General features: G+C 43.9%; 19 protein-coding genes. 12 read left to right on the top strand and 7 right to left on the bottom strand.

Going from position 1 to position 23,755, the window contains the following annotated elements:
• Positions 1 to 2: 2 nt before the first annotated feature.
• Both proC and FPZ43_RS02165 read left to right on the top strand, forming a co-directional pair.
• Positions 3 to 818, top strand: a complete 816-nt coding sequence (proC, locus tag FPZ43_RS02160; protein WP_146380199.1) for a pyrroline-5-carboxylate reductase — start codon at positions 3 to 5, stop codon at positions 816 to 818.
• A gap of 87 nt (positions 819 to 905) precedes the next feature.
• Complete coding sequence (locus tag FPZ43_RS02165; RefSeq protein ID WP_146380200.1) at positions 906 to 3,716, top strand: alpha/beta hydrolase family protein; 2,811 nt, start codon at positions 906 to 908, stop codon at positions 3,714 to 3,716.
• 10 nt (positions 3,717 to 3,726) lie between these two features.
• Here FPZ43_RS02165 and gpmA read toward each other — a convergent pair whose 3' ends face one another.
• Complete coding sequence (gpmA, locus tag FPZ43_RS02170) at positions 3,727 to 4,416, bottom strand: 2,3-diphosphoglycerate-dependent phosphoglycerate mutase (RefSeq protein ID WP_146380201.1); 690 nt, start codon at positions 4,414 to 4,416, stop codon at positions 3,727 to 3,729.
• A 104-nt stretch (positions 4,417 to 4,520) separates the two neighbouring features.
• Between gpmA and FPZ43_RS02175 the strand changes: the two genes are divergently transcribed.
• Together FPZ43_RS02175 and FPZ43_RS02180 are read left to right on the top strand one after the other, a co-directional pair.
• Positions 4,521 to 5,114 carry an acetate uptake transporter gene (locus FPZ43_RS02175; RefSeq protein WP_146380202.1) on the top strand — a complete coding sequence of 198 codons (594 nt, stop codon included), beginning with the start codon at positions 4,521 to 4,523 and terminating at the stop codon, positions 5,112 to 5,114.
• A gap of 36 nt (positions 5,115 to 5,150) precedes the next feature.
• Positions 5,151 to 5,534 carry an SRPBCC domain-containing protein gene (locus FPZ43_RS02180; protein ID WP_146380203.1) on the top strand — a complete coding sequence of 128 codons (384 nt, stop codon included), beginning with the start codon at positions 5,151 to 5,153 and terminating at the stop codon, positions 5,532 to 5,534.
• Between the two features lie 70 nt (positions 5,535 to 5,604).
• Here FPZ43_RS02180 and FPZ43_RS02185 read toward each other — a convergent pair whose 3' ends face one another.
• From FPZ43_RS02185 to FPZ43_RS02195, 3 genes are all read right to left on the bottom strand, one after another.
• Positions 5,605 to 6,939 carry an OmpA family protein gene (locus tag FPZ43_RS02185; protein ID WP_146380204.1) on the bottom strand — a complete coding sequence of 445 codons (1,335 nt, stop codon included), beginning with the start codon at positions 6,937 to 6,939 and terminating at the stop codon, positions 5,605 to 5,607.
• A gap of 460 nt (positions 6,940 to 7,399) precedes the next feature.
• On the bottom strand, positions 7,400 to 8,581 hold the full coding sequence (locus FPZ43_RS02190) for a trans-sulfuration enzyme family protein (protein ID WP_146380205.1): 1,182 nt from the start codon (positions 8,579 to 8,581) through the stop codon (positions 7,400 to 7,402).
• 28 nt (positions 8,582 to 8,609) lie between these two features.
• Positions 8,610 to 9,038, bottom strand: a complete 429-nt coding sequence (locus tag FPZ43_RS02195) for an OsmC family protein (RefSeq protein ID WP_146380206.1) — start codon at positions 9,036 to 9,038, stop codon at positions 8,610 to 8,612.
• A 195-nt stretch (positions 9,039 to 9,233) separates the two neighbouring features.
• Here FPZ43_RS02195 and FPZ43_RS19475 point away from each other — a divergent pair, with 195 nt between their 5' ends.
• The 7 genes from FPZ43_RS19475 (at position 9,234) to FPZ43_RS02225 (ending at position 18,365) form a co-directional block, all read left to right on the top strand.
• Positions 9,234 to 9,368 (top strand): hypothetical protein, encoded by a 135-nt coding sequence (locus FPZ43_RS19475; RefSeq protein WP_261380970.1) that lies wholly within the window; start codon positions 9,234 to 9,236, stop codon positions 9,366 to 9,368.
• A gap of 113 nt (positions 9,369 to 9,481) precedes the next feature.
• Positions 9,482 to 9,709 (top strand): hypothetical protein, encoded by a 228-nt coding sequence (locus FPZ43_RS02200; protein WP_146380207.1) that lies wholly within the window; start codon positions 9,482 to 9,484, stop codon positions 9,707 to 9,709.
• A gap of 110 nt (positions 9,710 to 9,819) precedes the next feature.
• On the top strand, positions 9,820 to 11,058 hold the full coding sequence (locus FPZ43_RS02205) for a nucleoside recognition domain-containing protein (RefSeq protein WP_146380208.1): 1,239 nt from the start codon (positions 9,820 to 9,822) through the stop codon (positions 11,056 to 11,058).
• A gap of 158 nt (positions 11,059 to 11,216) precedes the next feature.
• A complete protein-coding gene (locus FPZ43_RS02210; RefSeq protein WP_146380209.1) occupies positions 11,217 to 16,400 on the top strand; it encodes a PKD domain-containing protein in 5,184 nt (1,727 codons plus the stop codon).
• Between the two features lie 9 nt (positions 16,401 to 16,409).
• The gene (locus FPZ43_RS02215) at positions 16,410 to 17,447 is read left to right on the top strand and encodes a PorP/SprF family type IX secretion system membrane protein (RefSeq protein WP_146380641.1); all 1,038 of its coding nucleotides are present in this window, start codon (positions 16,410 to 16,412) and stop codon (positions 17,445 to 17,447) included.
• An 88-nt stretch (positions 17,448 to 17,535) separates the two neighbouring features.
• Positions 17,536 to 17,928 carry a hypothetical protein gene (locus FPZ43_RS02220; protein ID WP_146380210.1) on the top strand — a complete coding sequence of 131 codons (393 nt, stop codon included), beginning with the start codon at positions 17,536 to 17,538 and terminating at the stop codon, positions 17,926 to 17,928.
• Positions 17,929 to 17,957: 29 nt separating this feature from the next.
• Entirely contained in the window at positions 17,958 to 18,365 is a 408-nt protein-coding gene (locus tag FPZ43_RS02225) for an OsmC family protein (protein WP_146380211.1), read from the top strand.
• A gap of 2 nt (positions 18,366 to 18,367) precedes the next feature.
• On the opposite strand, the gene FPZ43_RS02230 is transcribed toward FPZ43_RS02225, so the two are convergent.
• Together FPZ43_RS02230 and FPZ43_RS02235 are read right to left on the bottom strand one after the other, a co-directional pair.
• Positions 18,368 to 18,985, bottom strand: coding sequence for a TetR/AcrR family transcriptional regulator (locus FPZ43_RS02230; protein ID WP_146380212.1), 618 nt, complete (start codon positions 18,983 to 18,985; stop codon positions 18,368 to 18,370).
• A gap of 111 nt (positions 18,986 to 19,096) precedes the next feature.
• Entirely contained in the window at positions 19,097 to 19,582 is a 486-nt protein-coding gene (locus FPZ43_RS02235) for a DUF4126 family protein (RefSeq protein WP_146380213.1), read from the bottom strand.
• A 128-nt stretch (positions 19,583 to 19,710) separates the two neighbouring features.
• On the opposite strand from FPZ43_RS02235, the gene FPZ43_RS02240 reads away from it, so the two are divergent.
• On the top strand, positions 19,711 to 20,247 hold the full coding sequence (locus FPZ43_RS02240; RefSeq protein ID WP_186461742.1) for a hypothetical protein: 537 nt from the start codon (positions 19,711 to 19,713) through the stop codon (positions 20,245 to 20,247).
• 69 nt (positions 20,248 to 20,316) lie between these two features.
• Here the strand turns inward: FPZ43_RS02240 and FPZ43_RS02245 are convergent, their stop codons facing one another.
• Positions 20,317 to 23,736, bottom strand: coding sequence for an efflux RND transporter permease subunit (locus tag FPZ43_RS02245; RefSeq protein ID WP_146380214.1), 3,420 nt, complete (start codon positions 23,734 to 23,736; stop codon positions 20,317 to 20,319).
• Positions 23,737 to 23,755: the final 19 nt, after the last annotated feature.

Raw genomic sequence — 23,755 nt, forward strand, 5'->3', positions numbered from 1 at the left:
AAATGGATCAGCAACATCACATTGCCATATTGGGCAGCGGCAACATAGGCCTGGCATTGGCCAAAGGTTTAGTAAAGGCAGGCATATTTATGCCGCAACAAATCACGCTCACACGCCGCAACGTAGCTGCTTTGTCGGCTTTGGCAGCCGATGGTTACAATGTAACCGCCAATAACGCCGAAGCAGTCAGCAGCGCTACAATAGTAGTGTTGGCAATATTACCGCAGCAACTCAACAAGCTGCTTGATGAGGTTAGACCATCAACCGATGCAGCCAGGCATTTGTTCATTTCGGTTGTATCGGGTGTTAGCTGCCAGGATATCCGCAGCCACATGGGGCTGGATGTACAAGTAATTCGTGCCATGCCTAATACTGCCATTTCCATAGGCCACAGCATGACATGCATCGCTTCCGACAAGGCGTCAGAGGCAAATATGAGCCTTGTAAAATCGCTTTTTGACACTGTAGGCGTAAGCATACAAATTAATGAAGAACTGATGACTTCGGCCACCGCTTTGTGCGCTTGCGGTATTGCATTCTTCCTGCGTTCTATCCGCGCAGCATCTCAGGGCGGTACCGAAATCGGTTTCCATGCGCACGATGCACTAAAAATGGCCGCCCAAACGGCAAAGGGTGCTGCAGATTTGCTGTTACAACTTGCTTCTCACCCCGAGCAGGAAATAGATAAGGTTACGTCGCCAAAAGGTTGCACTATTGCCGGCCTGAACGAAATGGAGCACAACGGCTTCAGTTCTGCAATGATCAAGGGTATCAAGCTTTCTGCAGAAAAAGCAGGCGCGCTTTACAAAGCTGATTAGGTTACTGCAATTAAGCAGTGTAACTTTTTCAACGCAGATGTTATTTGCAGGCAAATTTTTGGATATTTAAGGTTCAATAAGCCTTAGATGAAAAAACTTTTACTTCCTGCGTTACTTGTCCTGTTAATCAATATCTCGGTTAGCGGTCAGTCCAAAAAGCCACTTGATCATTCGGTTTATGACGGGTGGCAAAGTATTTCCGGGCAGCGCATTAGTAATGATGGTAAATGGGTTTTATATGTTATAAAACCCCAGGAAGGCGATGCCGAACTGGTACTACGTACATCAAAAGGTGCAAATAAAAAGGTTGTTCCTCGTGCCGATACCGCGCGTTTTACTTACGACTCTAAATACGCTGCCGGCCTCATCCGCCCCTTCTTTAAAGATGTAAGGCAGGCAAAAATCAAGAAAAAGAAGCCTTCTGATTTTCCCAAAGACACACTTGCAATCATTAACCTGGCAAGCGGGTCAATAGATAAATATCCTGCTGTACGGTCATTCAAGCTTGCTGATAAAGCTTCTGTTATAGCTTACCTCTTTCCTGCCGACACGGTAAAAAAACCTTTAGCAGGTGATACATCAAAAAAAGCAGTGGCCACAACCATAGCACCACCAACGCGCGATGGTGCCGAGCTTACAATTAAACAACTCGCTAATGGCAAAGCCCGCACATTTAAGTATGTAAACGATTATCAGTTAACAAAAAACGGCAAGTGGCTTGCGTTTTGTGTTACGGCTCCCAAAAAATCTAAAGATATAGTTAATGGCTTATTTGTGTATGATATTGATGGCGATGTTCTTAAACCTGTAAGCACAGGTCGTGGCAATTATCGTAATATAACTTTTGACGATGCGGGTAAGCAATTGGCCTTCACCGCCGAAAAAAATCCTGAAAAGGCATTAGTAAAGCCTTTTAAACTTTATTACTACGCCATAGGAGGCAAAGATAGTGCAAGCGTTATTGCTGCCGAGAAATTTAGCGGCTTACCAGCCGGCTGGGCAGTAAGCGGCGATGGCAAAGTGTATTTTAGTAAAAGCGGTGCCAATTTGTTTTTTGGTACGGCGCCTATCCCCAAACCGGCTGATACCACAATTGTAGACTTTGAAGTGGCGCGCCTGGATATATGGAACTATAAAGATGATTACCTGCAGCCGCAGCAGCTTAAAAACTTGCAGCGTGAATTAAAACGGAATTACTTAGCAGTTATACGCCCCGCCCAAAAAGGTGCTAAAGTAATACAGCTTGGTACCGAATACATGCGCGATGTGATGATTGCCAACAATAGCGATGCTGTATTTGCGCTTGGCTTAACTGATACAGGCGCCCGCGTGCAAACGCAATGGGAAGGTGGCGGCAGGCAGGAAGCTTATCTGATAAACACACACACCGGCGAACGTAAACGCATAAACGATCGCCTTAAGGGCCGCTACAGTATTTCGCCGGGAGGTAATTTTATACTTTGGTTTGATGCTAAAGACCAAAATTGGCACACATACAATATTGCAACTGGTAAAAAGCGAAACCTTACGGCTATTACCCGTGTAAAAATGGGCGATGAAGAAAACGACGTGCCAGACGATCCATCTGCCTATGGCATTGCCGATTGGGAAGCAGGCGATAAGCACGTACTAATCTACGACAGATATGATATTTGGAGCATTGACCCGGCCACCGGTCGCGCAAATAATTTTACCAATGCCATTGGCCGTAAAAACAAACTTATTTTCCGATACAATAATAGTGATGAAGATGAAAAGTATCTCCCAAGCAAAAAAATGCTTTGGATGATTGTACAAAACGAGAAAAACAAGCAATGGGGCTATTATAAAAAGCCATTAGGCTCAGAGAATGATCCGCTCAAGGTTGTGATGGCGCGAAACGGTTACAGCGACCTGCAAAAGGCTAAAGACGGCGACAGTTTTATCTATACAAAGTATAGTTTCACACAATCACCTGACCTTTGGGTTTCAACAGACCTGAAAACTGAAATAAGGCTGAGTACGATTAATCAGCAGCAGGCTAATTACATCTGGGGTACGGGCGAATTGGTTGAATGGACAACTCCGCACGGTCATAAATCTAACGGAATACTTTACAAGCCGGAGAACTTTGATCCAAATAAAAAGTATCCTATGATAGCCTACTTTTATGAAAAGCTAAGCGATGGGTTATATAACTATATATCCCCTGCCCCTACGCCTTCACGTCTGCCAATAACCTACTTTGTTAGCAACGGCTATTTGGTTTTTGCACCGGATATTAGTTATGAAAACGGCCATCCGGGTGCATCAGCTGTCGAGTACATCAATTCGGGCGTCGAGGCTCTCAAGAAAAATAGTTGGGTGGATAGCCAACACATTGGCATACAAGGGCAAAGCTGGGGCGGCTATCAAGTTGCCTACCTCATAACACAAAACAATATGTATGCAGCCGCCTGGGCAGGTGCCCCTGTAGCCAACATGACATCGGCCTATGGTGGCATACGCTGGGAAAGCGGCATGAACCGACAGTTTCAATATGAAAAAACGCAAAGCCGTATTGGTGCAACCCTTTGGGAAAAGCCGGAACTGTACATTGAAAACTCTCCCTTGTTTATGTTTCCCAAGGTAACAACGCCTGTAGTTATAATGAGTAACGATGCAGATGGTGCTGTGCCATGGTACCAGGGTATTGAAATGTTTACCGCCTTGCGCAGGTTAAATAAGCCGGTTTGGTTGTTGCAGTATAATGATGAGGCACACAACTTGGTTAAGCGCCAAAACCGTAAAGACATAACAATTCGCGAAGCACAGTTTTTTGATCACTTTTTAAAAGGTGCGCCTATGCCTGTATGGCTTAGTAAAGGCGTACCTGCTGTAGAAAAAGGAAAGAACTGGGGCTTTGAGTTAGACAAGTAAATGGCCAACCCTATTTTAAATAATAATGCCTGATTGAGTTCAGTCTGTCATCGAGCTCGTAAACCCAGGGCGTTGCGGTTGGTATATCTAATTTAGATACATCTTCGTCGCTCATATTCTCGATATACTGTACAAGGGCTCGAAGGCTGTTACCATGTGCACAGATTATAACTTTTTTATTATCGCGTATGGCAGGTACAATATGCTCATGCCAAAATGGTAGCGCCCTGTCCATGGTTTCGCTCAGGTTTTCGGTAAGCGGCAGTTCCCGATAAGTAAGATCCGTATAGCGCAGGTAATGCCCGGGGAAACGCTTATCGTCTTCAGTTATTGCAGGTGGGTGCTCATGCGGGTCGCGTCGCCATTTGTGCACCTGCTCCTCTCCGTATTTTTCTGTCGTTTCGGCTTTGTTAAGACCCTGCAGTGCGCCGTAAAAGCGCTCATTTAAACGCCAGGATTTATTAACCGGGATCCAAAGACTATCCAGCTGCTCCAATACAAAGTGCATGGTTTTAATGGAACGTTTCAACACCGATGTAAAACCAACATCAAATGTATAGCCATGTTTGGCTAAAAGCTTACCGGCAGCAACAGCCTGTTGTAAGCCATTGTCAGATAAGTCAACATCCTCCCAGCCTGTAAAGCGGTTTTCCTGGTTCCAAACGCTCTCTCCGTGTCGTATCAGCACTAATTTTTGCATAATGTATCAATAACACCATAGCGTCAGTTCGGTTTAGTGCCTATTGTTATTAATGTGTAAATAAGTTAGCTTGCGATATAAACCAATAATAAATCTCTTAACACATGATTCCACAACAACCTGTGGCGGCAACGGATGGCATAGCCAACCCCGCTCCGCTTGGCCTGTGCGCTTTTGGCCTAACTACCGTTTTGCTAAACATTCATAACGCGGGCTTCTTTGAAATCAACGCCATGATTTTAGCAATGGGAATATTCTACGGCGGGCTTGCACAGGTAATTGCCGGCATCATCGAGGCTAAAAAGAATAATACGTTTGGGCTTACGGCTTTCACGTCATACGGCTTTTTCTGGCTATCCTTAGTTGGGTTATTGGTAATGCCAAAACTGGGTTGGGCAGCTAAACCTTCAGAAGGCGCAATGTGCTGCTATCTGGGCATATGGGGCGTGTTTACTTTTTGCCTTTTCTTTGGCACTTTAAGATTAAGCAGGGCGCTTCAGTTTGTATTTGCGTCGTTAACAGTTTTATTTGCGCTGCTTGTTTGGGGCGATGCTACCGGTAATGCGAGTGTTAAGCAGCTGGCCGGATATGAAGGCATATTATGCGGATCGTCAGCTATTTATACCGGTATAGCGGGAGTATTGAATGAGGTGTATGGTAAGGTAGTTTTACCTGTGGGCACTGTTGTAAAAGTCTAACTTTTAACGCACAATATTTTCTGCTAACTTGCAGCTGTGAAAGATATCAAAAAATATTACCAATTGCCTGCCACCCCCGAGGAGATATACATGGCATTAACCAATCCTGTAACTATTCAACTTTGGACAGGTGAGCCCGCAGAAATGTCGACCGAGCCTGGGTCCGAGTTTTCGATGTGGGAAGGCAGTATTGTAGGTAAGAACATTGAGTTTGAGCAAAATAAAAAGATAGTGCAGCAATGGTATTTTGATGGCCAAGACGAACCATCTATTGTAACTATAAAGCTTCACGATGACAAAAAAGGTACATCTATTGAGTTAAGGCACACCAATATTCCTGATGAAGCTTATCAGGACATTTCTGAAGGCTGGAACGAAGCCTATTTCAGCAGTCTTGAAGATTTCTTTGCCGATCTTTAACAAATTTTTTTAAATAAAAAGAGCCGCCCCAATTATGGAGCGGCTCTTTTTTATTTGGTGTTGCTTACTATTAGTATAAAGTAAACTCTACACGACGGTTTGCCTGACGGCCAGCCGCGGTTTTGTTAGTTGCTATTGGTTGGCTCATGCCGTAACCTGTAGCCTCTATACGTGACTCGTTAGCACCTTTGCTTGCTAAGTAGCTTCTGATAGCTTCAGCACGCTCTTTAGACAATCTTAAGTTCAATTCTTTTGAACCTGTGTTATCTGTGTGACCTGCCAATTTCAAGCTGAAATTTTTGTCAATCAGCAATTGAGCAACTCTATCTAAGCTTGGGTATGATTTAGGACGGATTGTAGCTTTGCCTAAGTCAAACTCTAAGTTTTTGATAGCATCTTTAACCACTCTGCGGTCTTCTTCGGTTACCACGATAACCGGTTTAGCCAATGGGCAACCTGAACCATCAACTTTAGTACCTGATGGTGTGTTAGGGCATTTGTCGAAGAAATCTGGAACACCGTCACCATCGCTATCTGCTGTAAATTTAGCAAGGTTAGCATTAGTAGTGTTCAGGTCGTTACGTAACTGATCGTTTTTAGCTTTTTCAGCATCGATCTGTGCTTGTAACATCGCTTTGTTTTGTGCATCTTCCATTAAGTACTCGGTACGCATTGAGTTAACTGGGTTGTAGTTAGCCAATTGTGGTTTCTTGCTGCTACCCAAAGCAAACTCTAAACCGATGTGTGCGTAAGAGAATTTGTCTGAATTACCTCTGTATTTGTAACCATCAAAGTTGTCGTTACCAACAAAGTTAACCTGGTAACCTAAATCCAAGTTTACACCGCGGCTAAGGTTAAATTTCAAACCAAGTCCTACCGGTACAAAATACTCTTTGGTGCTTTCGTCGTTAGCTTTAACTGGCTGACCATTCAATGTTGGTTTGTAGCCCATTAAACCCCAACCTGCAGTGATGTAAGGTTGGATTGCACCTTTTTTGTTTCTCCAGTTAATGTTTGCTAAAGTAAAGTTACCACTGATGCTGGCTGCATAATTTAAATTAGTTTCGAATACTGAACCTGTTTGTGCACCACCTTCACCTTTAACTTTACCACGAAGGAAATCTAACTGAACTGCAAAACCAGGAAGGAATTGCTTTTTGATGTAACCACCGTAACCAATTTGGCTGCCCGGCAAAGTAAAATCTTGTGCGCTGTTCGGGCCGAAAATGTTAAACGGAGTTAACAAACCACCGTTGATACCAATTGACCAGGTACGTAAGCCTGCATCAGAAAATGGCTTTACGTAATCTTCGTTCATGGTGCTGTCAGGCGTTTGTGCAAATAATTTACTGCCAACCATTAGCCCGGTAAGCAGCAGAGAAGCTTTTTTTAAATTTGTTTTCATAGTTGTGAATTTTAAGTTCTGGTCTATAGGGGCAGAACCTTCACACTCATTACAACAAGAATGCCATCAAAAGAAAATATTGACAAAGTTGTAGGTAAGATGAATACTTTATGAAATTTTAATTTACACGCAATTAAAATTCAAATAAATAAAATTTTATAACGAATATTTTTATTTCTATTAGGAAAGTGTTAAAATGGCTATAAAAATGACGCATTTACTATACACATCGCGTCAAATATTATTAGACTAACGTCTAAGAAGAGTTGAACAGATATCTCTCAATTGCTAGAAGTCGCCTTATATTATAAGCAATCCCCTTTTATCGTACAATATAAAGCAATATTCATAAATCGAAGATGCGATAATCGATGAATTTATTAAGCTAATATCAAAGAAGCCTGTATAACACCAACTACAAATTTAGATTGGTACAATACAAGCTCCTGCATTAAATAGGCTATCCTTGGCTTTTTTCTAAGGCTTGTGTTATATCATTCAAAACATCGTCCGCATACTCCAGGCCGGCAGAGATGCGTATCAACCCGGGTGTAATACCAACCTCTGCCCTTTCGGCATCGGTAAGTTTAGAGTGGGTTGTACTTGCGGGGTGCGAAGCGATGCTGCGCGAGTCGCCAAGGTTGGCCGTAACAGATAGTAACTGGAGTGAATCCAAAAACTTACGTCCGGCTTCAACACCGCCATTAATTTCAAAGCATAACACGCCGCCTCCGGCTTTCATCTGTTTTTTTGCAATATCGTATTGTGGGTGCCCTTCAAGGAATGGATATTTTACCCAACCTACATTTGGATTGCTTTGCAAAGCCTTAGCAATTTTTAATGCATTGGCGCAATGTCTTTCTAAACGTACATCAAGCGTTTCCAGGCTTTTGCTCAACACCCAGGCATTAAAAGGAGCCAATGCCGGGCCCGTATTACGGCAAAACAGGTATATATCTTTAATAAGATCCTTGCGTCCTACAATTATCCCACCCAACACCCTGCCCTGTCCGTCAATCCATTTGGTAGCCGAATGTATCACGATGTCGGCGCCAAAATCAATTGGTTTTTGCAGTAAAGGTGTGGCAAAGCAATTATCTACATTATATATAAGGTTATGCTTTTTGCAAAACTGCCCTGCCCATTCCAAATCAATAACTTCCAATTGCGGGTTTGTTGGTGTTTCGATGTAAAGCATTTTGGTATTCGGCTGCACGGCGGCCTCCCAGGCTGCTTTATCATTAGCGGGTACCAAAGTGCAGGTAATGCCGTAGCGAGGCAAATATTTGTTTACAATACCAAATGTGCTTCCGAATACCGAGCTGCTGCATATCAGGTGATCGCCGTTTTGCAGAAGGGCCATAAATGATGAGAAGACAGCACTCATTCCGGTAGATGTGGCAAAACCATCTTCGGCGCCTTCAAGGGCGCACATTTTGGTTATAAACTCGTCAACGTTCGGGTTGCTGAAACGGCTGTAAATGTTGCTGTCGTTTTCGTCGGCAAAGGCGGCACGCATGGTTTCAGCCTCGTCGAAAATAAAACTGCTTGTTAAATATAAAGGTGTAGAGTGCTCGTTTTGCTGGCTGCGCTCTGTTTGTATGCGTATTGCTTTAGTAATAGGGTGTAATTCCTGAGACATTTTATAAAATGGTATAGTAGTAAAAAATTTAGGAAGCAGGGTGAATAATTACTTCCCACTTGATATCGGCATCGGCCTTATATAACGTAGCCGCAACCGAACAGTATTTGCCAAGCGAAAGCTCTACGGCTTTTTTAGCTTTATCTTCATCAATTTCGCCGTATAGGTGAAACTCAAGCGTAATATCTTTCCATAAAGAAGGCTCTTTGCCGGCTTCACGATCGCCGTTAATAACCATTTCATATTTAACCACATCCTGGCGTTGCTTTTTAAGAATAGCAATAACGTCGATGGCCGAACACCCACCTAAACCCATCAGCAACATTTGCATGGGGCGTACACCAAAATTTTGGCCGCCACTTTCGGGGCTGCTGTCCATTCTTACGGTGTGGCCGTATTCATCTTTGGCTTCAAAACCATACTCGCCTGAAACGCGGGCTAATTTTATTGTAGACATAGCTTGTATATTAATTTTGCTAAGGTAATAATCATTAACGCAAATACAATCGCGCGCACTTATAATGGCTGGTTTTAAACGCAGGACTGACAAAAGCCTTAAATAGTAAGCTTTGCCACGATCGTAACGAATTAATATTTATCTATTCTGTTATCTTTAGCCAGCCTTAATTATCTCATAAACTGCTTTAACCAAATGAAGAAAATACTAATTGCCGCAATATTGATATTTACCACTACAATATGCTTTGCACAAAGCAAGCTCGTTTCATACGATGACCTGAATTACCTTTTGCGGAACAACATTGATAAGGAGATACCTTTTTCGTAACCAAAGGATTTGATCTCGTAAAGAAAGATATTAAAAAGAAAACGAGGCATTACAATTTATCAATACCAGGTGGCACGTATGCCAGCTTTAATTTGCGTAACGATGGTAGGCGTATGTTTATCGAGATTGTCACTAATGACCTTCCGCAATATAATTTAATATATAATTCCATATCGCAGTATGTAGACAGTACTGCTACAAGTGCCGATATGCAGGCTTTCAAAGTGAAAGAGCTGGGCATGATATACGTGATGAGCCAGGATGCCGTACCCTACAATCCGCTGCGCAAAGTTTATACATTACAAGTTGCGCCTGATAAGGGCATTACCTCTTATAATTAGTGGTTAAGAAAGGGTTGACTCACTAATTTAGCGTTTGTTTTATGTAATTGGTCAGGCGCTTTGCAAATAAGTCGTGAAAAAAATATAATTTCAAAACCTCAATAAGTAACATGGCTTTAAACTATATCTGGATAGCATTTTTCTTGATCGCGTTTGTAATTGCGCTGGTAAAACTGGTGTTTTTGGGCGATGTGGATGCTTTTAAGGTATTGGTTGATGGCATGTTTGATTCGTCCAAAGCATCGGTAATGGATATTGCCCTGCCCCTTGCCGGTAATATGGTTTTGTGGCTTGGGATACTTAACATTGGCGAACGCGCCGGCGCCATGAACTTTTTGGCAAGAATAGTTGGGCCTTTCCTGGGGCGTTTGTTTCCGGAGGTGCCCAAAAACCACCCTGCTACCGGGCAAATGATGATGAATTTTTCGGCTAATTTGCTTGGTCTTGATAATGCCGCAACACCGCTTGGCTTAAAAGCAATGGGTAGCCTGCAGGAGCTTAATCCAAATAAAGAGACAGCATCTAACGCACAGATCATGTTCCTGGTGCTGCACACTTCGGGCCTGCAGTTATTACCGGTTACGATAATAGCCCAACGATTTATATTAGGTGCCAAAGACCCTGCCGACGTACTTATACCTTGTATTATAGCAACCTATGTTGCTACGGTTGTAGGTATGATAGCCGTTGCCATAAAGCAAAAGATAAATCTTTTTGACAAGGTCATTGTGAGTTGGCTGGGCGGCCTTACCGCATTTATCCTTTTTCTGGTTTGGTACTTTACTGCTTACCTCGATAAAGAACAAATTGCAACAGTATCTAAAGTGGTTAGTAACCTTTTGCTGTTTGCCATACCTGTTGTTTTTATACTCGGCGCTCTTCGAAAAAAGGTAAATGTATTTGAAAGCTTTATAGATGGCGCCAAAGGCGGCTTTGAGGTTTCAGTAAAAATTATTGCATACCTGGTTGCTATGCTGGTTGCGATAAGCGTCTTCAGAAACTCCGGTGCATTAGGATATATTAACGATGGTTTGAAATGGCTTATAACAAGCCTTGGCCTTGATACCCGCTTTGTTGATGCGATGCCGGTTGCTTACATGAAACCGCTCAGCGGCTCGGGCTCAAAGGCTATGATGATAAGCACTATGCAAACCTTCGGTCCTGATAGTTTTGCCGGTCGACTGGCGTCAGTTTTCAATGGCTCTGCCGATACCACATTCTACATTGTCGCACTGTATTTTGGTTCGGTAGGTATCAAAAAATCGCGATATGCTATCCCGGCCGGGCTGATTGCCGATTTGGCTGGTGTAATAGCTGCTATCTTTATCTCCTACCTATTTTTTGGGTGATAGCCCAGGTTTTTCTTTTTATTCACTTTCTTATTGTCGCAACCAAATCATCCTGTAGCCGTATAAAAGCCTGTATCGCTTGGCTATGCGCCCAAATTGGGTAATTAAGCTTACAGCCATACATCTATTTACTGTTCCCCCTGATTGGATGTAGATTGATGGTTAAAAAGTTTACTAAAAGCTTACTTATTATTTTATTTTGTTTTGCCGGCTTTTTAAGGTCGTTTGGGCAAACCATAACCGTCAGCGCTTTTGATCCAGGGCCTTATGGTCAGGGCTCAACCATTGGCGTGCCGTTCCAGGTAAACACTACCGGCGGCTGTGTAGGCAGCAACAACGTTTTTACACTATACCTGTCTGATGCGAGCGGAAGTTTCGCCGCACAACGTAACATCGGTACATTTACCGGCTTTTACGGCACCTTTGTAAATGGTATCATACCATCTGGCACGCCTGCAGGTAGCGGTTACCGCGTACGGGTTGCCATGTCGAGCCCGGCACAGGTTAGCGCCGCTTCTGCCCCATTTCAAATCAGTTCCGCTGCAGGTGTCACTGCGGCCATATCATCGCAAATATTAAATACATCTTATCCCGAAGTATTTGGCCGATGTATAGGCCAGGCTAATTCAACCTTCAGCTTTGTTAACGAATTTCCAAATAGCGCTGCAACCACAGCGAGTTTTTATAATGAGCTAGATAAAGTTGCAGAAGGTTCAATAAATGTGAACGGTGATTTTATAGCCAAAGCGGCGCATTATACAGTAATGGCTAAAGCAACCAGAGCCGGTGGCATAATAGGTACCAAGGCGTATTTGCTGATTAACAACGTGGTTAATAACACCTTCGGTGCCAGCGGCAGTACCACAGTTTGCCTTAACGGGCGAAATAGTCTTACGTACAATGTAGATATTGCATCCCCAAATGGTATACAACGCAACTTCCCGGGTCTTACCTATCGGGTTACCTGGGGCGACGGTGCAACAAGCGTTTATACACTGTGCGATATTGTGAACGGTGGCGGGCAGATTAGTCATGCGTACACAAAATCATCATGCGGCAACCAGGTTAACGGGCAAGTCAATGTTTTCCAGGTAGATTTGCAGCCACTCAGCCAGTATTGCGGCGCTGTAGTAACGCAGGTAACAACCTACGCAAAGGTGCTGGCACCACCGCAAAATAGGTTTAGAACCCCCTTAGCCGCCTGTATTAATAGCCCTGTTACGTTTGACAACACATCGGTATTAGGCCAGGATCCAAATGCAACTACAGCCGATTGTGAAAATGTAAGTGCCTTATACACATGGTTGGTTGATGGTGTAGTTGTTGCTACAAACTATCCGGTTACCCGGCCCCTTGTGCGCACTTTTACTTCCGTTGGCACCCATACGGTTACGCTACGTTTGCAAAACAATACCGGCAACTGCCCCGCACCAGATGCTACTGAAAGCATTTGTATACAAAACCCGCCGCAGCCCTCATTTACACTACCGGTAACTACAATTTGCTCGGCAAATACATTAACACCTGTTAACACCTCGCCAGATCCTAACCCGCCATGTAACAATACTGCACAATACCAGTGGGTGGTAACCGGCCCTGCAGCGGTGTCGTACAGCGGCGGAACGAATGCCAATAGCAAAAATCCGTCGTTTTTATTCAACGCACCGGGTATATATGAGGTAAGGCTTGATATTAATTCACTTAGCTGCGGCCTGGTGTCATCGCCAACACAAACGGTTACGGTAAATTCTTCGCCGGTTGCCAAATTATCAAACGATGCACAGCTGTGCGGTAATAACATTACCCTTAATTTCAACAATAATCCGGGTTTATCGAATACTACATTAACCGGTACGCAAACTACTTTGCCTACAACATATAATTGGGTAATTACAGGCGGCGCCTATAGTTTTACCGGTGGTACAACAGCAAATAGCAGGTACCCTCAAATACTATTCAGTGATTATGCTACCTACAACGTAACAGTTACGCATACCAACAACTGCGGCACCGCTACGGATACACAGCAACTTACTTTTGCCCTTGCCCCGACTGTAAACGCAGGTGCTGACCAAACCATCTGCGAAAACAGCCCTGCACAATTGGCGGGCAGTATTACCGGCGGCGCATACAATAGTTTTGCTTGGGTAGGCGGAGACGGCACTTTCACCCCAAACAGAACAACTTTTAATGCTACTTATACCCCTACCGCAGCAGAAGTAGCTGCAGGCCAGGTAATACTTACATTAAGGGCACAAACTTCGCTTTCGCAGTGTGCTGTAATCAATGACGATGTAGTTATTAACATCACAAAAAAAGATGATATTACAAGCCCGGCTACCCAGTCTGTATGTACGCAGCAAAACTTCACTTACACCATTACATCAAACAACCCAGCCACAACTTTTAACTGGACAACGGCTCTTACATCGGGCAGTGCCACCGGCTTTGGGGCAACGGGTAGCGGGTCCACAATAAACGACCTGATAACTAACAATAGCTCAACAACAGATGCCGTTATCACTTATACTATAACCCCTACTACAAATGGCTGCGTGGGCAATGCCTTTCAAATGCGTTTAACCGTGCGCGCCTTACCTGTAGCTACTGCAACAGCGGCAAGCAACCAGATTTGCAGCAACCAGCCGGCGGGGATAAACTTTTCATCAAACGTTGCAGGCACAACCTTTTTGTGGACAAGTACGGCCAGCGCCGGTATCAGCGGTAATACAAATCCAACTACTCCCGTTTCGGCGGGTAGCATTGCCGACGTCTTGGTGAATAATGGCTCTACAGATGGCACTGTTACATACAATATTATACCATACAATGGCGGTTGCGTTGGCACCCAAACCACCATTACCATTACGGTAAAGCCGTTACCGGTTACTGCATTGCCCGGCCCTGATGAGGCTATTTGCGCATCATCAACATATACTTTAAGAGGTAACAGCCCCGGTGCGGGTACAGGCCGGTGGACAGTGGTGTCAAACCAAACGGGTGTGAGCTTCTCTGACCCTACTAACCCCAATGCAGTAGTAAGCGGTTTGCAGCCGGGCAATATTTACCAGTTCCGGTGGACAATTACTGCAGCGCCTACCTGTCCGCCAAGTACCGGTGTGGTTACCATCACCGTAAATGCGGCTACCGTTGGCGGCACAACTGCTGGTGCTGCTACCGTTTGTGCAGGTACAAATAGCGGCACCGTAACGCTCAGTGGTAATGTAGGGAATGTTTTAAGATGGGAGTCATCTACAGACGGCGGAACAACTTGGGCGATTACCGATAATACTTCAACATCTATTACCTACCAAAATTTAAACCAAACAACACAATACCGGGCCATAGTACAAAACGGTTCTTGTGCATCACAGGCATCTTCTGCTACAACCATCACCGTGAATCCGCCCGCTGTTGTAGCCAATGCCGGTGCAGATCAGACACTTTGCAGCAGTACATCAGTAACGCTTGATGGTAATGATGCCGGCACTTCTTCCGGGCTGTGGACACAGCTTGCAGGCCCGGCAGTAACATTTGTAAATCCGGCTAATCCTAAAACGCAGGTAACAGGCTTGGCTGGCGGCAACACCTATCGCTTTTTATGGACTATCAAAGGCTTGCCGCCATGCGCCGATAATAGCGATGAGGTAATTATAGTAAACACCGCGGACGTTGTGGCAAGTTTCACTGCCGATAAGTTAAAGGGATGCGGTCCGCTTACAATACAGTTTACCAATACATCGTCGGCAACTAACGGCGTGGGGTTTGTTTGGGATTTTGGAGATGGTACTCCGGGCTCAAACGAGGTAAGCCCTCAGCATACTTTTCAGCCGAGCGAAGATGGTACCGACATGGTTTATAATGTGTCATTAAACCTGACGGAAAATTGCGTTGTACGCCCGCCGGTGACGGCTACCATAACTGTGAGCCCAGCAATCCCGGTAGCCGCTATATTGCCCGAAAACCTGAGCGGCTGCGGAACCTTTGTACTTACTGTAAGAAATACATCGCCAGGCACAAATGCCCAATACGATTTTTATTTGTACGATGGTGATGTGCTGGTTCAGCATATTGTTAAAACAGATAAATCGACAGTCCAATTTTTACCCATCAGCACACCTGTTACCAAGGTTTACAATTTGTACATGGAAGCCACTAACGCCTGTGGCACAAAAGCACGGTCTACCGAGGTGCCTATTACGGTATCTCCGGCCAACTTTACGCCGCAAATGTTTATCAAGAACAACGTTACCAAAGGCTGTGCTCCGCTGGCATTAACATTTGTAAATAATACCGCTGGCGGCGATGTTTATAAATACAATATCTATGATCAGAACAACGCAGTAGTTGCCTCTTTACCCGCCGGCCGTGGCGAATTTCCGTATACATTTATAACGCCCGGTGTTTACTATGTAAGTATTACAGCCACCAGTGACTGTGCATCAGCCGAGTCGGATCCTAAAATAAGGGTTGAAGTCTACACAGTTCCCGCTCCAGACTTTGATGCGGATGTTAAGACAGGCTGCCGGTCGATAAGGGTAAACTTTGCCAATTTAACACCCGCTATTGATGGCGTCCCGGCCAGTGCTTTGTCATACGAGTGGGATTTTGGAGATGGTACGCAATCAAACAGCTTTTCGCCGCCTACGCACGTATACGACTTCAAGAAGTCGCCTTACACGGTACGGCTTACAGTAACTAACCTGGCAACGGGTTGTACAAATACCGTGGTTAAACAAAACTTTATTGTTATCGAAAGCCCGCCGGGTACCGAGTTTGAAGTGAAGCCGGGCTTAACCACCAGCATACCCAATTACACTTTTACATTTAACGATAGAACAACCGGCAGTAATCTCACATCCTGGAGGTGGAACTTCGGCGATGGCCGGGCCTCGTTGAACCGCTATGTAACGCACACTTACGCTGATACCGGCAAATACGTCGTCACCTTAATTGTAACTAACGCCCTTGGCTGCGACAGTACAATTACCAAAACAGTACAGGTAACCGGTGTGCCGGGACAACTATACCTGCCAAACGCTTTCACACCAAATAGCAGTAATCCGGAGTTAAGCACTTTTAGTGCAAAAGGGTCGGGCATTGCAAGCTGGCATATGCAAATATTTAATAACTGGGGGCAACTGGTTTTTGAGACCACCAAATTGGATAGCCGCGGACAGCCCACCGAAGGTTGGGATGGAAACTTCAAAGGCGCACAAGCTCCGCAGGGCGTTTACATATGGCAGGTATCGGCCAAGTTTATAAATGGTACCGATTGGAAAGGTATGTCGTACAACGGATCATTACCTAAGCGATCGGGCGTGATACATTTAATAAGATAGATGGAGATGATGAAGGGATATTTAAAACTCGTTTTATTTTTTGCACTTGCCTTTTCTGCGCCTGGCCTAATGGCCCAGGATCATATGTATTCACAATTTTTTAACTCCCCGCTTTATTTGAACCCGGCGTTGAATGGCCAGTTTGAAGGTGATCTGCGCGTTAATCTGATCTATCGTAATCAATATACATCCGTGCCAGGCAGCCTCTCCTATCTCTCTGCATCGGTTGATTTAAGCGTTCCGCAGTTTGGAGGTGGCATTGGATTGTTGTTTAGCCGTAGTTCTGAAGGAACGGCATATCTTAACAAAAACAATATTTCGGGCATATATTCTTATAGCGTTGGGTCTGATGCATACGTGCTATCTTTCGGGCTTCAGGCGGGTGTAACCAACCGCTCGGTTGATTTTGGAAAGCTTGTGTTTGGCGATCAGATAGACCCGCGGCTTGGCTATATCCCGGGTTCAACATCGGGCGCAGACCTGCCACAGTTCAACAACAAGTTTTACTTTGATGCCGGATTCGGTTTAAACCTAACTGCCGGTAACTTCAATATTGGCGGGGCTGCAATGCATGTAAACCAGCCCAATGAATCGTTCACAGGTACTACTTACAAGCTCCCGGTACGCGCTACCGCTCACGCCAGTTATCGCCTCAATATTAGTAGGGACGACAATTTGTATGAAGAGGAAAAATCATACGTTATACCATCTGTAGTGATGTATAAACAAGGCCCGGCACAATCCATTAGTGCAGGCATGCAGTACAAGCGCCGCAGCATTAACGCAGGCCTGTGGTATCGCAGCGGTGGTCAGGGCGGGCCGAGCTCAGTAGTATTATCGCTCATTTTCGATCTTTTCATTAACCGAGAAGGCGGCGAAAAGGTAAGGCTGGGCGTAAGCCATGATGTGCCTTCGGGCCGGGGACTTAACTACAGCAACACCAGCGGCACCAGCGAAGGCAGCATTGGTTATGAAACTACTTTGCCATCAAGATCAAATGCCGAAAAGAAATTTAGGGGCGCAACACGTTGCTATGATTTCTATTAATTTAACCTAAAAGATAACACCGTTTAGGAGTGAGAAAATAAAGTTAAGTCAGCTGATTTTTAGATACATTCATGCCTAATTTTAAACAATGGAACGTGATTATCTAAAGGAAAAAGTCGTAAAGAAAAAATCGGCTGTTAAAGCCGCATGGATGATGGTTGTTTTTGTGCTGGTGTTTGCGTTGTTGCTGGCGAAATATGCATTTACCGGCAGTTTAGACCCGTTTACTGGCTTGCCCGACAGTGACGTTGCCTATAGCATAGCTAAAGAGTTTATACGCCCTACAACCCTTTCATCAAACGTAACCTTTAGCGATTCGCAATACCAGTTCGCAAAAAAATCAGATTCTGTTTACGTTATCAAATCCTTTTATACCGACGGAGAAGATGTAAAAAACGACTTTCGTATCACGCTGAAGTACGACGGAGGCAATGCAGCCAATAAAAGCAATTGGACACTGGTTAACCTCGACCAGGATTAAACTTGCACTTTAATTACTATACTTGGCAAATGGATAGTGAAAAAGATATACTCGCGTCGGCAAATGCAACGTTAGGCAGGATAAATTATCAGGCCATAGTAAATAGTGGTGGTCATACCCTGATAGCTGATGAACCGGCCGACTTGGGCGGAGCAGATACCGGAATGGCACCATACAATCTACTGTTGTCAGGCCTGGCCAGTTGTACCGTTATTACGTTGCGCATGTATATTGAACGTAAGATGTGGATAGTTGATGAAATTAACATCAGCCTGGAGATGTTTAAAAATAAAGAAGGTGTCCAGATAGATGCCAAAATCACTTTTAAGGGTGAGCTTACAAATGAACAACGAGAGCGGTTGTTGACCATTGCCGACGCTTGCCCCGTTCACAAAATGCTTGTGGGCAACGTTGTTATAAATAATGCTTTACAATAATCTTATTTAAGTCCGTTCACAAAAATATCTATCAGCAGTAAGCGCCTGTTATGTATCTCGTCGAGTTGCTCACGCTGCGGGAAGCTGTTCTTTTTTTGTGTAAGTACATTGCCGAATTTAAGGCCGTGTAAAGCATCAAGGAAAAGCTCCACAATTTCCTTAGGATTATCTATTTGCTTCACGTTTCCTTTTTCTGATTCCTTGTCAATAGCGTTGGTAAGCAGCTTTATCTCGGCTTCACGTATTTGTCCAACTATTTTCCAAACAGTATCCGGTGGGTTTTGCTCGTTCATCCGGAAAAAGTCAAAGAAGTTATAATTCTTAATCATGAAATCATGATGCGTATTCACCTGGAAAAGGAATGCTTCCCGTAGACTATTAAAAGTGTCAAACTTCTGCTCAAGCATTTGTAAATAATGGCTGGCAAGGTTGCGCATTACGGCCATATAAAGCTCGCTCTTATCCGGAAAGTAGTAGTAAAGTAGGGCTTTCGACATTGACAGGTCACCGGCAATTTCATTCATGGTGGTTTTTGAATAGCCGTAATGAAGAAATCTTTGATAGGATGCCTCTAATATCTTTTCCCGTTTAATGTCTTGCTGGTCTACTGCCGTACTCATCTATATGATTAAACTCCTTATTGAATTATATTGTCCTGACTTTTTTAACAAATCTATCAAATTTACAGGCGCTTCTTTAAACCCAATAAAAAGATGAGTTTAATATGTTAATTACCTGTTGCTGCTTATCAGTTTTGCGCCCAGTGTTATGGCAAGTGCATCTTCGCAAGCGCCCGTAACAAAGTTTGGAAGTGCTGTTTTTTTGTTGAGGGTTGTTCGCAGAAAGAAACAACCAAATGTTGCTGCAGCCGCGGCTGTACCTCCTATTAATCCACCTAATAGAGCATTTTTGCTATCTGCCTTGTAAATAGTGGCGCCGGTAAAAACACCGGTTACTATGCGGCCTATCAGTCCGGGTGCTTCCGTGCGGTTGGGTGCCATTGGCATTTTATCGCCTATCAGCTCGCCGGCGGCAAGCACCTTAAATACTTTTGACGTTGGGATAGTTTGTACAAACCCTACTGCAGAGCCTTCGATATTTTGTGATTTATGACGGCTATAAAAGTGGCTGATAATTGCAGGCGCCAAAAATGTGCGCATGCCAGCCACCGCTCCAAGCCCGGCCGCGCGTAAGAAAGATGATGTATTATTATTCATGTTTTGATTGTTAGAAGTGCAGCGTAAAATATGCTGGTACGTTATTGTAAACCTTGTATCACAACTTTGTGTTTTGCAAATTTTTAAACCATAAGGCAAATTAAACTGTTGTTGACTTAAACACTACCATGAAAATACATCAGGATAATACATTAGGTGCATTAGGCAGCGCCATAGGAAAAGGGCTTTTGGCCGGACTAGCAGCTACGGCAGCCATGACGGTGTCGCAGATGATTGAAATGAAAATAACCAAACGCGAGCCGAGCAATGCACCAGTTAAAATAGCAGAAGAAACTGTAGGCGCTAAACCTGCAAGCAAAGATGAAGAGCAAAAGCTATCGCAGGAGATTCACTGGTCATACGGTACCACGTGGGGAATTGCGCGCGGACTTATAGGATTAACCGGCTTAAAGGGTATCCCTGCTACACTTGTACACTTTGGAGCGGTTTGGGGCACAGCACTTATTATGCTCCCAAAATACAAGGTTAGCAAACCTGTGACTGAGCAAAAGCCAAATGAAATTGCCATTGATGCACTACATCATGCGATTTACGCTGTTACAAGTGGGCTTGTGTATGATGCATTAGATGCAGGTAGCAAAAACGAACGCCGGTTAAGAAGGATTGCCAAAACGCTTAAAAAGCTCACTGCTCGATTTAGTTAAATTTAATTACTAAAAACGAAGGGCCGCAATTGAAAACTGCGGCCCTTACTTATTGATTGTTTTGGGAAATTATGCTTCTGTCACTTCAAGTTTTGGTTTTTCTGTATGATTTTCCTTTTTTCCAAAAAAGTAATTTTTGAGGTTTACACGGATGATGTACATACAAGGCACCAATATCAAGGTAATGATGGTTGCAAAGCCAAGGCCGAAAATCATTGTCCATGCCAATGGCCCCCAAAAGGCAACGTTATCGCCACCAAAGTGAATATGCGGTTCGAAGTGTGTAAATAAACCCACAAAATCGATATTAAAGCCAACCGCCAGCGGTATCAAGCCCAATATAGCTGCTGTAGCAGTTAATAATACCGGTGTCATACGCGTATGCCCAGCCTCAACAACGGCATCGTGCAGGTTGTTGCCCTGCTCAATCAAAATATCGGTAAACTCCACCAGCAATATACCGTTACGTACCACCACACCCGCAAGGGCTATGATACCTACGCCAGTCATAACGATGGCCATTGTCATACCGAAAATGCTCACACCAAGCAATACGCCGATAATGCTGAAAAAAATCTCGCTGATAATGATCAGGGTTTTACCAACCGAATTGAATTGGATCATCAGGATGATCAATATCAAACCGAATGAAGTTGCCAATGCGCCACCCAGAAAGGTAACTGCCTCCAACTGATCTTCCTGACCACCACCCTGGCGGATGATAATGTCGTCAGACTTTTTAAAGTTATTGATGGCCCTTAAAATACTTGCGTTCACCTCATTGGCATTATAAGGCTTTATTACGTTTGATCCTAAGGTTAATACCCTGCGCTGCTGCTTACGTTTAATGTTGCTGTAAGTATCAGTATATCTCACATCGGTAAATGCAGATAATGGCACCTGGCGTATAGCTCCGCCTGTTGCAAGGTCACGATAGGTGATCTTAAGATTTCGCAACTCATCAATATTACCTCGCTGCGCTTCATTGGCACGCACCATAATTTTGTAGTCGTCTTCTTTTGTATTCCTGAAATCTGCTGCTTTAGCACCAAATATAGCGGTAGCTAAATTCTGCGTAATTTGCCCAGTTGAAATACCTTCACGATTTGCACGTTCACGGTCAATGTCAAATACGATTTCCGGTTTGTCATTCTGCACATCGGCCACCAAATTCTCAATACCAGCTATGTTTTGCTTTTCGATGTAAGTTTTTAACCTGTTACCGGTTTTCACCAACGAGTCGAGGTTATCGCCTATTAATTCGATACTGATATCCTTTTGTACAGGCGGGCCGCTGTTTTCTTGCGCTACCGATATTTTAGTGCCTGGAATACCCTGCACCGAACTACGGATGCGCTTTAAAATTTCCTTGGTGTCTTTACCGTTACGCTTACCAAATTCAACAAAAGCTACAGTAATTTTACCTTTGTTTTGGTAATCGCCCTGGTCCTCATCAGTTGGGTCGGTTACGCCTTTAGTAACGTTTGATATAATAGATGATACAATATCATTATCGCCTTCAACAACTTTGGCTACGCGTTTCTCTATTGTTTTAGTAACCTGGTCCGTTGTGGCCTGGTCAGTTCCAATAGGCATGGTAATATAAACGTACGCAAAGTTAGGGTCGCCTGCCGGGAAAAACTCCGGCGTTTTACCCACTGCACCAAAGAGGAATATAGCTGCAACGAATAATACAATTGTACTTACCAACATAGTAACAGGGCGCCTAACTGCGCGCTCCAGCCACTTGGCATACCAGTTTTGAAACTTAGGCCATGTATTTTTCTGGAACCTGTCTATCACCTTTAACAAGACGAAATGATTCAACAGATACAGTATGATAATCAGCACCATAAAGTTGCCTATACCAACATTAATAAAGTAACCAATTACCGTAGCAATAGATAGATATATAAGGGCCCTTTTAGTCGGCTTGTCAAACTTAGGGTTATCGTGTTCGCCATCGTGGTGCGGTTTCATAAAGTCTACCGCAAACACAGGGTTCATTATATAAGCTACAACCAATGAAGCAAGTAAGGTAATGATCAGGGTAATTGGCAGGAAGAACATAAAGTGTCCTATCAAACTGTTCCAGAACGCCAGTGGAACAAACGGTGCAAGCGTTGTCATCGTACCTGAAAACACCGGAAGAAACACCTCGCCCGCAGCCATTTTTGCAGCCTCTTTAATAGGCACCTTGCCGTTCGCGAAAATACGATGCGTATTCTCGATTACTACAATGGCATCGTCTACCACAATACCCAGCGCCAGCAGGAACGAGAACAATACGATCATGTTGAGCGTAAAGCCAATGGCCGGCATAATGAGGAACGCGATAAAGCATGATAGCGGTACTGATAACGCCACAAATATGGCGTTGGTAGTACCCATGAAGAACATAAGGATAACCGTTACCAGCAAAAAGCCTATGATGATTGTATTGATAAGGTCGTTAAGCGTGGTACGCGTCTTATCAGACTGATCGCCGGTTACCGTGATGTTTAAGCCTTTAGGGAAAACGGTTTTCTGCTTAACTTTTATCAACTCGTTTATCTTGTCCGAAGCCTCGATCAGGTTTTCGCCAGCCCGTTTACTTACATTTAGGGTAATTACATTTTTAAACACTTTGCTGTCAGGCGTTTTTAAACGCGCATAGCTCTCCTGCTCCAAAAACGCATCTTTAATTTCGGCAATATCACGCAGGTAAACCGCTTGCCCCTTAGGGTTGCGGATAACCATTGCAGCTACTTCATCGGCGTTTTTAAAATCTTTTTTAATATCAATACTTCTGCGGACACCGTCGGTTTTAATAGTACCTGCTGATGATAAGATATTCTCGTTACCAATAGCGCCTGTAATATCAGTAAATGAAATTTGGGCAGCTGTCATTTTATTCAGATCAACGTTAACCTGAATTTCCGGTGTCAGCGCACCAACTTCTTCAACTTTCGATATCTCTTTATAGCCTTCAATCTCATCCTTCAACAAGTCGGCATACTCCTTAAGCTTTTTAAGGTCGTAATCACCGGAGATGTTGATGTAAAGAATAGGTAAGTCGGCCACATTAATATCAGAGATAACCGATTCTTTAAGGTTAACATCGCCCTGGGGCAAATCCTGGTCGGCTTTATCGACCGCGTCTTTTACGTCTATCTTTGCATCCTTTATTTTAATATTTGCCTGAAACTCGCAAGTAATAATAGATACGTTTTGTACCGAGTTTGAAGTTACCTTTTTTAATCCTTTCAAGGATTTAAGCTGCTTCTCCAGCTGCCTTGTTACCAGGTTTTCAACGTTTTGTGCCGACTGTCCTGCCCATGCCGTTGTAATAAACACCTTAGATTGTGCAATGTCAGGGAAGTTCTCTTTTGGCAGGTTATTGTAGCTGATAAGCCCCAAAACCGTGATAAAGAAGATGAGGACGTATATAGCAGTCTTGTTATCAATGGCCCAACTTGATGGGCCAAATTCTTTTTTAATATCTTTCATATCTGTAGCAGATAATTAT

Source organism: Mucilaginibacter pallidiroseus (assembly GCF_007846085.1).
GTDB classification, from domain to species: domain Bacteria; phylum Bacteroidota; class Bacteroidia; order Sphingobacteriales; family Sphingobacteriaceae; genus Mucilaginibacter; species Mucilaginibacter pallidiroseus.

Coding starts and splice junctions, on each gene's coding strand:
- FPZ43_RS02200 (WP_146380207.1), top strand. CDS start 9,482: ATGTTTATCGAGATTGTCACTAATGACCTTCCGCAATATAATTTAATA.
- FPZ43_RS02210 (WP_146380209.1), top strand. CDS start 11,217: ATGGTTAAAAAGTTTACTAAAAGCTTACTTATTATTTTATTTTGTTTT.
- FPZ43_RS02205 (WP_146380208.1), top strand. CDS start 9,820: ATGGCTTTAAACTATATCTGGATAGCATTTTTCTTGATCGCGTTTGTA.
- FPZ43_RS02165 (WP_146380200.1), top strand. CDS start 906: ATGAAAAAACTTTTACTTCCTGCGTTACTTGTCCTGTTAATCAATATC.
- FPZ43_RS02185 (WP_146380204.1), bottom strand. CDS start 6,939: ATGAAAACAAATTTAAAAAAAGCTTCTCTGCTGCTTACCGGGCTAATG.
- FPZ43_RS02225 (WP_146380211.1), top strand. CDS start 17,958: ATGGATAGTGAAAAAGATATACTCGCGTCGGCAAATGCAACGTTAGGC.
- FPZ43_RS02245 (WP_146380214.1), bottom strand. CDS start 23,736: ATGAAAGATATTAAAAAAGAATTTGGCCCATCAAGTTGGGCCATTGAT.
- proC (WP_146380199.1), top strand. CDS start 3: ATGGATCAGCAACATCACATTGCCATATTGGGCAGCGGCAACATAGGC.
- FPZ43_RS02230 (WP_146380212.1), bottom strand. CDS start 18,985: ATGAGTACGGCAGTAGACCAGCAAGACATTAAACGGGAAAAGATATTA.
- FPZ43_RS02215 (WP_146380641.1), top strand. CDS start 16,410: ATGAAGGGATATTTAAAACTCGTTTTATTTTTTGCACTTGCCTTTTCT.
- FPZ43_RS02195 (WP_146380206.1), bottom strand. CDS start 9,038: ATGTCTACAATAAAATTAGCCCGCGTTTCAGGCGAGTATGGTTTTGAA.
- FPZ43_RS02235 (WP_146380213.1), bottom strand. CDS start 19,582: ATGAATAATAATACATCATCTTTCTTACGCGCGGCCGGGCTTGGAGCG.
- FPZ43_RS19475 (WP_261380970.1), top strand. CDS start 9,234: ATGAAGAAAATACTAATTGCCGCAATATTGATATTTACCACTACAATA.
- gpmA (WP_146380201.1), bottom strand. CDS start 4,416: ATGCAAAAATTAGTGCTGATACGACACGGAGAGAGCGTTTGGAACCAG.
- FPZ43_RS02175 (WP_146380202.1), top strand. CDS start 4,521: ATGATTCCACAACAACCTGTGGCGGCAACGGATGGCATAGCCAACCCC.
- FPZ43_RS02190 (WP_146380205.1), bottom strand. CDS start 8,581: ATGTCTCAGGAATTACACCCTATTACTAAAGCAATACGCATACAAACA.
- FPZ43_RS02240 (WP_186461742.1), top strand. CDS start 19,711: ATGAAAATACATCAGGATAATACATTAGGTGCATTAGGCAGCGCCATA.
- FPZ43_RS02220 (WP_146380210.1), top strand. CDS start 17,536: ATGGAACGTGATTATCTAAAGGAAAAAGTCGTAAAGAAAAAATCGGCT.